This window comes from Spiroplasma sp. SV19, assembly GCF_030060925.1.
Lineage (GTDB): Bacteria > Bacillota_I > Bacilli_A > Mycoplasmatales > Mycoplasmataceae > Spiroplasma.
In genome coordinates, this window is sequence record NZ_CP045455.1 from 814,114 (window position 1) to 826,707 (window position 12,594).

Consider the following 12,594-nt stretch of genomic DNA (forward strand, 5'->3'; position numbering starts at 1 on the left):
CTTAACTATGTTTTAAAGCTTCTGCTGCTTTAATAACTTCATCAATTGTTCCAACATATAAAAACGCTTGTTCTGGTAAATTATCATATTTTCCCGCTAAAATTTCTTTAAAAGCACGAATTGTTTCAACAACAGGCACATACTTTCCTTGTTTTCCTGAAAATTTCTCAGCAACAAAGAATGGCTGTGATAAAAAGTTTCGAATTTTTCGGGCACGAGCAACAGCTAATTTATCTTCATCTGATAACTCATCCATTCCTAAAATAGCAATAATTGATTGTAACTCTTTAAATTTTTGTAAGATTTCTTGCACACCTTGCGCAACGTCATAATGTTCTTCACCAACCACTAATGGATCTAATAAACGTGACGAACTTCCTAAGGGGTCAACCGCCGGATAAATTCCTAACGCCGCAATTTCTCGATCTAAAACAACTTTAGCATCCAAGTGCGCAAATGTTGTTGCTGGCGCCGGGTCAGTTAAGTCATCCGCTGGAACATAAACCGCTTGTACTGAAGTAATACTTCCTTTTTTAGTTGAAATAATGCGTTCTTGCAATGCTCCCATTTCGGTTGCTAATGTTGGCTGATAACCAACCGCTGAAGGCATACGACCTAGTAAAACTGAAACTTCCGAACCGGCTTGGGTAAAACGAAAAATATTATCAATAAATAATAAAACATCTTGATTCTTATCATCACGGAAATATTCTGCAATTGTTAAACCTGTTAAAGCAACCCGCATACGTGCCCCTGGTGTTTCATTCATTTGGCCAAACACTAATGCTGTTTTGTCAATAACTCCGGCTTCAATCATTTCATAATACAAATCATTACCTTCCCGAGTTCGTTCACCAACACCGGCAAAAACAGAAATTCCTCCATGCGCTTTTGCAACATTATTAATTAACTCTTGCACTAAAACAGTTTTTCCAACACCAGCTCCCCCAAACAATCCAATTTTTCCTCCCTTTGCAAAAGGGACTAATAAATCAACCACTTTAATTCCTGTTTCTAAAATTTCAGCAGTTGTTTGTTGCTCTTCATAAGATGGTGCTTCGCGGTGAATTGGGCGCATAATTTTTGTTTTTGGTTGTGGTTTTTCATCAATTGCTTCTCCAAGAACATTAAACATTCTTCCCAACACTTCTTCACCAACAGGAACTGTAATTGGAGCTTTAGTATCAATCACTTCCATTCCCCGGACCATTCCTTCGGTTGGTCCTAACGCAATTGTTCGAACAGTATCATCTCCAATATGCTGAACAACTTCTAAAACTAATTTAGTTCCATTATTATCAACCGTAATCGCATTATACAATTCAGGTAAATATTCTTCCACAAACCGTACATCAACAACAGGCCCCAATACCTGTACTACTTTTCCATTTTTCTCCATTTTTCTAATCCCCTCTTAATTTTCTTGTGCGCCTGCTCCAGCTACAATTTCTGTAATTTCTTGTGTAATTGCTGCTTGACGCTTACGATTATATAATAATGATAACTTTTCTAACATTGCGTTAGCATTATCCGTTGCATTTTCCATTGCTACTCTGCGTGATGCTTGTTCAGAAACTTGCGACTCAACAATTGTGGAAAATAAAATTGTATTTAAATACATTGGCACTGCATTTTCCAAAATTGTTGCTGGGTCTGGTTCAAATTCGGTAATAACATGTAAGTGTTTAGTTTCTTCTTTACTATTTGCCTTAACAATTGGCAACAATTGTAAAATTGTTGGTTCAAAAGTAACATTATTTATAAATTTTGTATAAGCAATTTTAATTTCATCATAAGTATTGCTATTAAAACCAGATAAAATTTCTTGCGCAAATTCACGAGCATCATCATATGAAAAATTAATATCAATATCTTTTCTGGCATGCATAATTTTAAAACCTTTATGAAGATAAAATGATTCTGCTTTTGACCCAATGGCAATAATACAATCATTTGGCCGTAATTCTTTTAAAACTAATTTATTAATATTAATGTTATACCCACCACACAAACCAAGATTTGAATTGACTACAATTCAACAGGTTCTACTACTAGCTTTGGTTGGATCTTTCTTTTGATAAATTGAATCATCTGCTTTACTAATAATATCGTTAAAAACCGTATAAACTTCAGCAAAATATGGCTTTGCATTTGAAATTCGTTTTCCAACTTTCTTTAATTTCGCGGTAGCTACTAACTTCATTGCTTGTGTTATTTTTGAAGTTGAGTTAATTGAAGTAATTTGTTTTTTTAAACCTGTTCCGACTGCCATTTTTAATAACCCCTTTTATTGTCCTAGTTTACTTCATTCTTCAATTCGCCCAAATCGCTCTGGATTATAATCCTCAATTTTGTTAGTAATTTTTTTTACAACATTAATAATTTCATGATCAATATTTGCCATTAAAGTTTCACTATAAGCTTTTTCTTTTGTTAGTTCATCATAATATTTTTTTGCTTTTGTATTAAAATGTTCAATAATTTCTTCTTTAAATTCCTGAATTTTATCAACTGGAATTCAACGAATTCTTTTTTTATTAACTGCTAACAAAATAATTGCTTGATCAATTTGAGAAAGGGGCGCATATTGTTTTTGCTTTAAAATTTCAATTACCCGTTTTCCGTGTTCTAAGACTTCTTTTGTTGTGTCATCTAAATCAGAACCAAATTGGGCAAAAGCTTGCAACTCACGATATTGTGCTAATTCTAATTTCAAAGAACCCACCACTTGTTTCATTGCTTTAATTTGTGCAGCAGAACCTACCCGTGACACTGATAACCCCGCATCAACAGCAGGACGAATCCCAGCATTAAACTGATCATTATTTAAAAATATTTGTCCATCCGTAATTGAAATAACATTTGTTGGAATATAAGCAGAAATATCACCAGCTTGCGTTTCAACAATTGGCAAAGCTGTAATACTTCCTCCCCCATATTCTTTTGTTACTCGCGCTGCTCGTTCTAATAAACGACTATGCAAATAGAAAACATCACCCGGATAGGCTTCTCGACCTGGTGGGCGGTGCAATAACAATGCCATTGTTCTATAAGCAACAGCATGTTTGGAAAGATCATCATAAATAATAATTACATTATCTCCTGATTCCATTCATTCTTCCCCAATTGTTACACCAGTATAAGGTGCTAAATATTGTAATGGTGCTAATTCACTTGCTGTTGCAGAAACAACAGTTGTATATTCCATTGCGCCAGCAGCACGCAGTTTTTCAACAATTTGCGCAACCGTTGATGCTTTTTGCCCAATAGCAACATAAATACATTTAACATTTTTCCCTTTTTGATTTAGAATAGCGTCAATTCCAATTGCTGTTTTTCCTGTTTGACGATCACCAATAACTAATTCCCGTTGTCCTTTTCCAATTGGAATCATAGCATCAATTGTCATAATTCCGGTTTCCATTGGTTGGTCAACTGATTTTCTAGTCATAACTCCTGGAGCAATTCTTTCCACGGGTCTCGTTTTTGTTGCTTTCAATGGTCCTTTGACATCAATTGGCTGACCTAAAGCATTAACAACACGTCCTAATAGGGCATCACCAACTGGTGTTTCCACAATTTTTCCTGAACGACGAACTTGGTCACCTTCACGAACAGTCGTGTCATCCCCCATTAAAACAGCACCAACAGCTCCTTCTTCTAAGTTTAACACCATCCCATAAATTTCATTTGGAAAAATTAATAACTCACTCATCATTGCATTATCAAGTCCATCAATTAAAGCAATTCCATCTCCAACAGTAACAACAGTTCCTTCCTCATGAATTTCAATTTTCTTTCCATATTCTTTAATCTGTTTTTTAATTATTTCAGAAATTTCATTTATATTTAAAGCCACTTTTTCCACCCCATCTTCTATTTATTATGTATTGCTTTTTGACGCATTGTTTCTAATTGTCCAGCAATCGAGCCATCAATAATTTCATGTTTAATTTTAACGCGAACACCGCCAAGTAATGATGAATCAATTTTATTAACTAACTCAATATGATATCCAAATTTTTTACTTAATTTGTTTTCAATTGTTTCAATTTGTTTTTTTGTTAACGGTTGTATTGAAAAAATATTCCCATATTGAACATCATAACTAATATTGATGATTTTTCGTAAACGCTTAAAAATTCTACGCACATAACAAAAGGCTTCCCGATCAATTAATAAAAAAAGCGCATTTAGAATTAATGGATCAACGGTTTTTTGGAATGGTCTTGCTAAAATTTTTTTGCGTTCTTCTTTCGTGATATCAGCATTCAGCATTAATTTAATATAATCTGGATTTTGTTTAAATAATTCCACAATTATATTACTTACTTCTAAATAATGATCAAGTCGTTTTGTCTCAAGGGCTAAATCCATTAAAGCAGCTGCATAATTATCAATAAATTTTTCACTAACTAACATAATGTTCTAATCTAAATCCTTAATGAAATCTTCCACTAGTTTCTCATTTTTTTCTTTTGTGATTTCTTTTTCTAATAATTGTTCAGCTGCATTAAAGGCAATATTAATAATTGATTTCCGAATATCATCTTTATATTGTTCTTTTTCCTTTTGTATTTCTTTATGTGCTTGTTCATTTAAACGAACTACTTCCGCTTTTGCTGTTTCTAATACTTGATGTCGTTTTGTTTCTGCTTCAGTACGCGCATCAGCAATAATACCATTCGCTTCTACTTTTGCAGTTGTTAATAATTTTGATGCTTCTTTTTGGTCAATTGTTGCTTTTGCTTGTTTATCAGCAACATCTTGAATTAATTCACGAATTTTATTACGACGAGCACGCATTGCCTTACGAAATGGGTTATATACTCATTTCGATAACAAAATCAATAAAATAACTGTTGCAATAACATGCGCAATAAAAATTCATAAATTTGGAAATAATTGATTAATAATTTCTGCTGGTTCAATTGGTTTTGACATTAATCATAACATAAGACATCCAAACCTTTCTATTTCAAAATTCTTTAATATTATTAATTCTTAACCAGCCACAAATGCTAAAATAATAGCAATAACTAATGCATAAATTGATCCTGATTCTGTAATAGCAGCAGCAATAATATATTGGGTACGAACTTTCCCCTCAACTTCTGGATTACGAGCAATCGCTTCAACTGCTTTCCCTCCAGTGTATCCTTGTCCAATTCCTGAACCACAACATCCAATCGCAGCCAATCCTGCTCCTAATAATGACATTCCTTTGGTAAATCCTTCATTAATTCCTGCCATTAATCATACGCCAATCATATTTGACATTAAATCTAACATATTGTAATTCTCCTCTTCTTTAAAAATATATAATTTTATTTTAATACTTTTTTATCCATTTAAGTGGACATTTTGAACATTTTTTACTTTTTTATGTTTTTTTAATTTAATTGTTTTTTCTTTCTCTGTTTTTTCATCCGTATGCATTTCCATTGCTCAATATGCAATTGTTAAGACAGCAAAAATATACGCTTGAATTAAACCATCAAAAACATCAAAATAAATACTTAAAAATGGTAAAAACATCCCAGCCAATAAATCAACTGGTCCAATATAAGGAATTTGCCCCCAAATAAAGCCCATTAAAGCGGTAAACAAAGCAATAATAACTGTTCCCCCTAAAATGTTTCCAAATAAACGAAATGAAATTGAAATTAACGGCACAAATTGTGTCAATAATTCTAATGGATTAATAAATTTTTTAAAATACATCATTTTCTGATATTTAATCCCAAAATAATAGATTCCAATGAAAGTAACTAATCCCATTGATAATGGCACTGTATAAGCAGTTACGAGTGAATCAAATCCAACGACACTCATTAAATTACCAATACCAATATACAATAATAAGTACATAACATAAACTGTTAAAAATTTATATTTTGGTCCCATTAAATCCACAACTTGCTTCTCAACCCATTTAATTGCAATTTCAGCAAAAAGGACTAAGCCTGTTGGAACATCAGTTGGACCAATTTTTTTCAATCGTTTATAATAACCAATTGATAAAAGCATAATAATAAAAGTAGTCAATACTATCGTTACTAATTGCGGCAATAAAATTGTATAGCTTCATGCTTCCATTCCGGTTTTATTTGCATCAGGCACTAAATTCATTGCAAAAAGTTGATAAAAATTAACTTTCATCGCCGTTTATACCTTCCTTTCTGTTTTTACGTTTTGGAAATTTAATATTAACAAACAATGACGATAAAGGACAAAGACTAATTCCCACAATTACCGTATATATACTAAAAAAACTAGTATTCTTAGCATAAATAACTATTGGTATAGCATAAATAACTAAGCGAACTAGGTACAATAAGATAAAAAAGTACTTATTTAAACTTATACTTAACAATCATCCCGAAAAGCAAATGATTAAGAAACCTATAAGAGAAAACAAATATCCTAGGGCTAATCCTGAGTATAAAGTTCATTCTTGTTTTAATGTCAAATATATAATCGTCAATACCGCAAATATCCCCAAAAACATAATTAAACTTATTATTGACATTTTATATTCTACACCTTTAAAATGATTTTTTCAATGTAATTTATTTTTTTTATTTAGTTCCAAAAATGCGGTCTCCTGCATCACCTAGACCGGGAATAATATAACCATGTTCATCTAATCGTTCATCTAAAGCAGCAACATAAATATCAATATCTGGATGATGTTGTTCAATATATGCTTTACCTTCTGGTGCAGCAACTAAACATACTAATTTAATATTAGTTGCCCCTCATTCTTTTACCTTATTAATCGCAAGATTAGCACTGCCTCCCGTTGCTAACATTGGATCTAAAACTAAAACATTTGCTTTTGTAATATTCTCTGGTTTCTTCGCAAAATATTCATGTGGTTCTAACGTTTTTTCATCACGATACATTCCAATGTGACCAATTTTAGCATTTGGAACTAAATGAATAATTCCATCAACCATACCTAAACCAGCTCTTAAAATCGGAAACAAAACAATATCATTCGCAATTTTATATCCTTTTGTTTTTGCTACTGGTGTATCAATTTCAAACTCTTTTAATTCAATCTCACGAAATATTTCATAAGCCATTAATTGCGCAATTTCATCTAAATTTTCTTTAAATACCTTTGAGTTACTTTCTTTCTTACGCATCCTTGTTAATTTATCTAAAATTAAAGGATGTTTTATTACCGTAAATGACATTAATTATTTTTCCTCCTTAATTTATTAGATTTTAACATAATTCAGAAAAGATACCAAGGTTTCATAAACAATTAACAACAAAAAATCTTAACAGGTTGTTAAGATTTTGTGCTAAATTAAGTTAAAACTAAATTCACGATTCGGCATTAAACAGTCAATAATATTTTGCTCATTTTCATCTAATTGACCAACTCAATTTCGAATCCCATCACTTGCCATTTGTTTTGTAATAATTTGTAATTCACCCCGATAATTTTGTGCTTTATTATTTAAAATAACAATATCCCCTTTTGCAAAAGATTTTCCCTCAAAAGAACGAGGTGGAATATCAAGGTCACGATATTTTAAACGTGAGAAAGTACTACGAATCATATATTCAGCCAAATCAGGACGTACAAAGTGCACATTTTGATCACTTAAAATTGTTTTTTCAGCAGAAGTAATTTCAATTGATGGTTTTAAATTCAATGTTATTTTATGCAAATTAATATTATTTAATGTCGTCAATTCTTCATCATTTAGAAATTGTGTTGAAACAATAATATCATCAACACCTAACGCAACAAAATGTCGAACTTGGAAATCTAATGGTAAATCACGATGCATTTCAATACTTGGTAATTTATCATTATGCTGTCAAGGACCTTGTGCATCTGGACGTTGTAAAGCAACAAAGGCCTGTGATAAAATTCCCTCTGTTTTTAAAATAGTCATTTTTTCTACAAAATACGGTAATGAACTAGCAGTATAACGTTGCGGATAAAAATTTCAACATGCTACCAAATTACTCTTCTTTGCCTGTAAAGAAAGTAAATATGGGATTTCTTGGGCAGGATTTGAACTATTTAAAATAATTTTAATGTCTTCATGATTATGCGTTAACTTTGCAATTCCTTCGGCACTAACTCCTGCATCAAATCGAATCCCTTTTAATCCTAATTCCGTGGTAAAAAAATACATAATTTGCTCACGATTATTTTTATCTAATTTAAATTCATCATACACCGTGTCATCAACATCACCATAAACTTCCATTCCTAACTTGTGCGCTATTTTTGTTAAAGTTAAGAACCGTTGAAATAACTCTTGATTATCTTTTTTGACATTAATTAAAGTAGTGAAAATAACTTTAATTTGTGCTTTTGCACACTTTATTAAATACTCTTCTAAATCATAGTTTGCTTTGATCAAATGCGGATATAAACTAATACCAAGACGCATAATAATTAATCTAAAACCTTTTTAGTTTGTAATTTATCATATAAATCAATAAATTCTTTTGCAAGTTCAATAACCATCTGGGCTGTCATCATTTGATCTTCAGCATGAATAAATAACACCGGAACTTGGTGTTTAACACCTTGAGCCTCTTGTTGAATAATACTCATATGTTGTTTTTCTGCTTCAATAATATTTTGCTCTGCTTCTGTAATTAAAGTATTAGCATTTTCGATATTTCCCTCTTTTGCTGTTTTAATCGCAATTAAAGCATTTGACTTTGCCATCCCAGCAAAAGTAATAATACCAAATGATACTTCTTCAAAATTTATTTGTTCCATAATAATTTTCTCCTTTTCTTTATTCTACCTCTTTTATCTTTGAAAGGGCATAATAACCTGTCCCATACATTCCTGCTTTATCTTGTAAATTAGAAATTTCAATTTTAAAAGTTTTTAACATAAACTCACCAATTCGCGCTTTAACTAAATTCTCTATAATTTGCTTTAATTTTACACCCAAATTAGTGACCCCCCCTGCTAAAATAATTACCTCGGGGTTTAAAACATATAGCATTGTAACAATATGATCTGCTAACGGAATCAAGCCCTCGGTAATTGTTACAATTGTGATTTCATCATTTTTATCAAATAATGGTTTAATATCAACTAATCTTAAATCACGTTGTAATTCGCTTTTTAAAATAGCTAATGAACTTTCTTGCTTTTCATCAGCCACTTGATTAATTAATTTTGTTAATCCTGTCGCTGATGATACTGGTTCAATACAATGTTGTAACCCACAAGTACAAGGAAAGCGGTCTTGAAAATGCCCCCCGTGGCCAAATTCCCCAGCATAGCCATTTGCACCAGTTCATAATTTGCCATCTAAAACAATGCCTCCACCAATCCCCGTTCCTAACGTATATAACAGTAGTGATTCTTTTTTATCATAAATTCGATCTCAATATTCCGCTAATGCGGCCGCATTAGCATCATTAATAATATGAACTGGTTTTTGAAAAATATTTTCTGCTTCTTTTGTAATATTAAAATAATGTCAATTTAAATTTCCTGCTAAAACAACAATTCCTTTTTTTTCATCTAAAAAACCAGGAATGGCAAAACCGATTTGACTTATTGTTAATCAATCAATTCCATATTTAGTTAATTGCTCATCAATTTCTGTTTTTAGATGCTGTAAAATTGCCTCCTTTTTTGTTGCAACTTTAAATTCACATAGAATTGCTTTTTTTGCCGAAAAGACCGCACATTTGGAACTAGTTCCCCCTAAATCAATTGCCAAAACATTCATTATAATTTATTTCCTTCCTATAACTCAATAATTTCTTTATCGTTAGTATTATTAGTTAATTCTAGAATTTTAATAATCTCTAGTGAAATAGCTTTTGTGACAACGTCTGATTCTATTTTTTGATTTTTTCATAGTTCATAAACATGTTCAATTTCAAAACATAACCCTTCACCATCTGTTACTAACTGCTTGTCAACAGTTTTAATTAAATTTCCTTGTAAATCATAAACCTGATAAGTATACGCCATATGGCAAGAATCTTTATGATAATCAACATTATATTTTTGCAAATTACCACCTAATTTGATATAACCTGCTGTTCCTAAAATTTGTGCAGATAAATCACTTGATAAATTATCACTTGATAAAATGGTGGAAATACCATTGTTTTTATGACGAAGATTTAATACCGAAGTTGAAATTGCCGTATGGGTTGAATAAGCATTATTCAAATGGGTTACTAATTGAACTGGTCCTAATAAATCAAGGCCAATAAACAAAGCGTACATTCCACCAGCAAGATGTAACCCAACAAAGTTTGAATCATTCGGAACTGGTTGAGGTTTCTTGCCACTCGTTGAAACTTTAGCATGACTAGCACTTAAATATTCAATTGCCCCAATTAAACCTGCTGCAATATCATTTCGCATTAGACGATACACTGGCGAAAAACCAGTTTTAATACCATCAAATAATAAAACATTATTAATGGATGCTAAATCATATAATTCTTTTGCTGTTTGATATGATAATGTTAATGGTTTTTCACAAAAGACATTAATTTTATTAGCTAATAATTGCTTTGCAATTTCATAATGAGTGGCATCACTTGTTCCAATATACGCTAAATCAAAATTTGCGGCATCTTGAAGAACATCATCTAAAGAGCAATAAACCTTTTGAATTTGATATTCAGATTGGTATTGTACGGCTTTTTCATACGTTAAATTATAAATTCCAAATAGTTTTATTTTATCGTGATATTTTGTATTTTTTAAATCATTTAAAAACCATTTGGTAATTCGTCCTGCTCCAATAAAAACTATTTTCATTTGAACCTCCCTATTGATATCAAAAGTCTCATGCTAACAGTTCTGCTTTTAGCAACGCTGTTAGGGTTTCATCATCGTCAAAAGTTAAATTCTCTCCCTGTGAAGCAATCACTCGTTTATATCAGACATACGATAATTTAGGTGTTCGCGTTTTAATCTTGCTATTAAAATCAACGGAAACTAAGCCATAGTCTTTTCGATAACCACCACTTGGTGAAAAAATGTCACAGTAAGTTCATAGTGAGTAGCCAATTAAATTAACCCCACGTTCAATGGCTTTAAAAACTTCTGCCAAATGGATACTTAAATAGCGAATGCGATCTTTATCAAGAATTAATTGACTTGTTTTATCATCAAAATCACCCATTCCGTTTTCAATAATCATAATGGGTTTCTGATATTCTTTTCACAATATTTCAGCCCCCGTTGCTAGCATTGACGGGTCAATAATTCAGTTTCATTTTGTGTACTCAATATCTTTTGGAAACACTTGTTTAAAACCAGGAGCAAAGAAAGAATGACTTTTTTGATGAAGTACTTTTAAATTATCTTGGTTTTGATCACTTGTAATATAACAAGGACGATAATAATTTCATCCAATCAAATCCAACCGATTTTTTGCTAATAACGCTAAATCTTGTTCTGAAATAGTAAAATCAATCTCTTCATCTTTTAACCATTGGAAAAAAACATCTGGATAAGTCCCTTTTAAGTTCGGATCTAAGAAAAAGTTCTTAAATCATGCATTATATTTTGCCACTGCCGTTTCATCACCAGTTTGGTATTGATGTGGTGGTGCTCAATCATGGTCAATCCCTAATAAAGCATTTTTTGCAATATATCCAGCTTTTTTTGCTAATTCAAATTCTTCTTTCGCAATGGCTGCACTAAGATTTAAGTGATGAATAGCTTTAGCAAAAGCTGTTTTATCTTTTTTTGCTGGTGGTAAATAATCACCTAAATATCCATCTAAAGTAAAAGTTGAGTTCTCATCATTCACAAATCATAAATCACTATATTTACCTAAATAACGAAAAACAAGTTTTACATAGTTCCGAAATCATTCTATCACACTTCGATTTTCAAAACCACCTTGAATTTCTGCTCACATCGGGGTATCTCAATGATATAAAATTGGAATTGGTTTAACCCCATTTTCAACTAAAGTTTTAAAAACATCATCATAAAACTTCAGTCCTTCTGAATTAAAATCTGTACTATTTTTGGGAAAAATCCGGGTTCAATCCATATTATAAACAAAACCCTGTAATCCCATTCGTTTCATAATCCGTGCATCTGTCTTATATTTACTATAAAAATCAGCTGCTACTGCAATAGAATTAATTTCCCGCTCTGCTTTTCCTAATGGTGGAATTGAAAAATTACGCTTTGTAAACTCATCTCAAATAGAATCTGTTCTTCCGCCTAAATTGCGGCCCCCCTCGATTTGAAAAGCACATGTTGATGCAGCAAAAATAAATTTTTTTTCAGTCATAATTTCCCTCTTTCTAACTATTACTGTTGTTTTCTCAATTTTATTTCGTTAAAATTAAATAAGGTGATTAAAAATGTCAACACAATATATTGTCATAATTATCGCGGTAATCTTCTTTGTTATTCCTTTTATTGTTTGAACAATAACAAGATTCCGAACAAGAGTATTACAACGTTATTCCGCATGACATAAAATAGCTTTAATTGTATCTTATAGTGTTTGTCTTAGTATTTTTCTAATTTTATTAATTCTAGCAGTAACTGTTTTTGCTTAAAATAATTTATCAGAAAAATTGAAAAGCACCAACCAC

At 31.5% G+C, this 12,594-nt stretch carries 15 protein-coding genes; 1 reads left to right on the forward strand and 14 read right to left on the reverse strand.

Features of this window, described 5'->3' with window-relative positions; genetic code table 4:
- Position 1: 1 nt before the first annotated feature.
- From atpD to E7Y35_RS03980, 14 genes are all read right to left on the reverse strand, one after another.
- Entirely contained in the window at positions 2 to 1,399 is a 1,398-nt protein-coding gene (gene atpD, locus E7Y35_RS03920; RefSeq protein WP_283271687.1) for a F0F1 ATP synthase subunit beta, read from the reverse strand.
- Between the two features lie 15 nt (positions 1,400 to 1,414).
- The gene (gene atpG / locus E7Y35_RS03925; RefSeq protein WP_283271688.1) at positions 1,415 to 2,272 is read right to left on the reverse strand and encodes an ATP synthase F1 subunit gamma; all 858 of its coding nucleotides are present in this window, start codon (positions 2,270 to 2,272) and stop codon (positions 1,415 to 1,417) included.
- 15 nt (positions 2,273 to 2,287) lie between these two features.
- On the reverse strand, positions 2,288 to 3,859 hold the full coding sequence (gene atpA, locus E7Y35_RS03930; RefSeq protein WP_283271689.1) for a F0F1 ATP synthase subunit alpha: 1,572 nt from the start codon (positions 3,857 to 3,859) through the stop codon (positions 2,288 to 2,290).
- A gap of 17 nt (positions 3,860 to 3,876) precedes the next feature.
- Positions 3,877 to 4,422 (reverse strand): F0F1 ATP synthase subunit delta, encoded by a 546-nt coding sequence (locus tag E7Y35_RS03935; protein WP_283271690.1) that lies wholly within the window; start codon positions 4,420 to 4,422, stop codon positions 3,877 to 3,879.
- Positions 4,423 to 4,428: 6 nt separating this feature from the next.
- Positions 4,429 to 4,956 carry a F0F1 ATP synthase subunit B gene (gene atpF, locus E7Y35_RS03940; RefSeq protein WP_283271691.1) on the reverse strand — a complete coding sequence of 176 codons (528 nt, stop codon included), beginning with the start codon at positions 4,954 to 4,956 and terminating at the stop codon, positions 4,429 to 4,431.
- 48 nt (positions 4,957 to 5,004) lie between these two features.
- Entirely contained in the window at positions 5,005 to 5,292 is a 288-nt protein-coding gene (gene atpE / locus E7Y35_RS03945) for an ATP synthase F0 subunit C (RefSeq protein WP_283271692.1), read from the reverse strand.
- Positions 5,293 to 5,343: 51 nt separating this feature from the next.
- Entirely contained in the window at positions 5,344 to 6,162 is an 819-nt protein-coding gene (locus E7Y35_RS03950; protein WP_283271693.1) for a F0F1 ATP synthase subunit A, read from the reverse strand.
- Entirely contained in the window at positions 6,152 to 6,613 is a 462-nt protein-coding gene (locus E7Y35_RS07140) for an MG406 family protein (RefSeq protein ID WP_502957502.1), read from the reverse strand. Before E7Y35_RS07140 ends, E7Y35_RS03950 begins: the two co-directional genes overlap by 11 nt.
- A complete protein-coding gene (gene upp, locus E7Y35_RS03955; RefSeq protein WP_283271694.1) occupies positions 6,582 to 7,205 on the reverse strand; it encodes a uracil phosphoribosyltransferase in 624 nt (207 codons plus the stop codon). The genes E7Y35_RS07140 and upp overlap by 32 nt, the downstream gene beginning before the upstream one ends.
- Before the next feature lie 111 nt (positions 7,206 to 7,316).
- The gene (locus E7Y35_RS03960; RefSeq protein ID WP_283271695.1) at positions 7,317 to 8,426 is read right to left on the reverse strand and encodes a MupG family TIM beta-alpha barrel fold protein; all 1,110 of its coding nucleotides are present in this window, start codon (positions 8,424 to 8,426) and stop codon (positions 7,317 to 7,319) included.
- A 5-nt stretch (positions 8,427 to 8,431) separates the two neighbouring features.
- A complete protein-coding gene (locus E7Y35_RS03965) occupies positions 8,432 to 8,764 on the reverse strand; it encodes a PTS sugar transporter subunit IIA (RefSeq protein WP_283271696.1) in 333 nt (110 codons plus the stop codon).
- 19 nt (positions 8,765 to 8,783) lie between these two features.
- On the reverse strand, positions 8,784 to 9,737 hold the full coding sequence (locus E7Y35_RS03970) for an ROK family protein (protein WP_283271697.1): 954 nt from the start codon (positions 9,735 to 9,737) through the stop codon (positions 8,784 to 8,786).
- 17 nt (positions 9,738 to 9,754) lie between these two features.
- Positions 9,755 to 10,789, reverse strand: a complete 1,035-nt coding sequence (locus E7Y35_RS03975; RefSeq protein WP_283271698.1) for a Gfo/Idh/MocA family protein — start codon at positions 10,787 to 10,789, stop codon at positions 9,755 to 9,757.
- A 10-nt stretch (positions 10,790 to 10,799) separates the two neighbouring features.
- A complete protein-coding gene (locus tag E7Y35_RS03980) occupies positions 10,800 to 12,284 on the reverse strand; it encodes a glycoside hydrolase family 1 protein (protein WP_283271699.1) in 1,485 nt (494 codons plus the stop codon).
- 73 nt (positions 12,285 to 12,357) lie between these two features.
- On the opposite strand from E7Y35_RS03980, the gene E7Y35_RS03985 reads away from it, so the two are divergent.
- Entirely contained in the window at positions 12,358 to 12,558 is a 201-nt protein-coding gene (locus tag E7Y35_RS03985) for a hypothetical protein (RefSeq protein ID WP_156768761.1), read from the forward strand.
- Positions 12,559 to 12,594 lie beyond the last annotated feature (36 nt).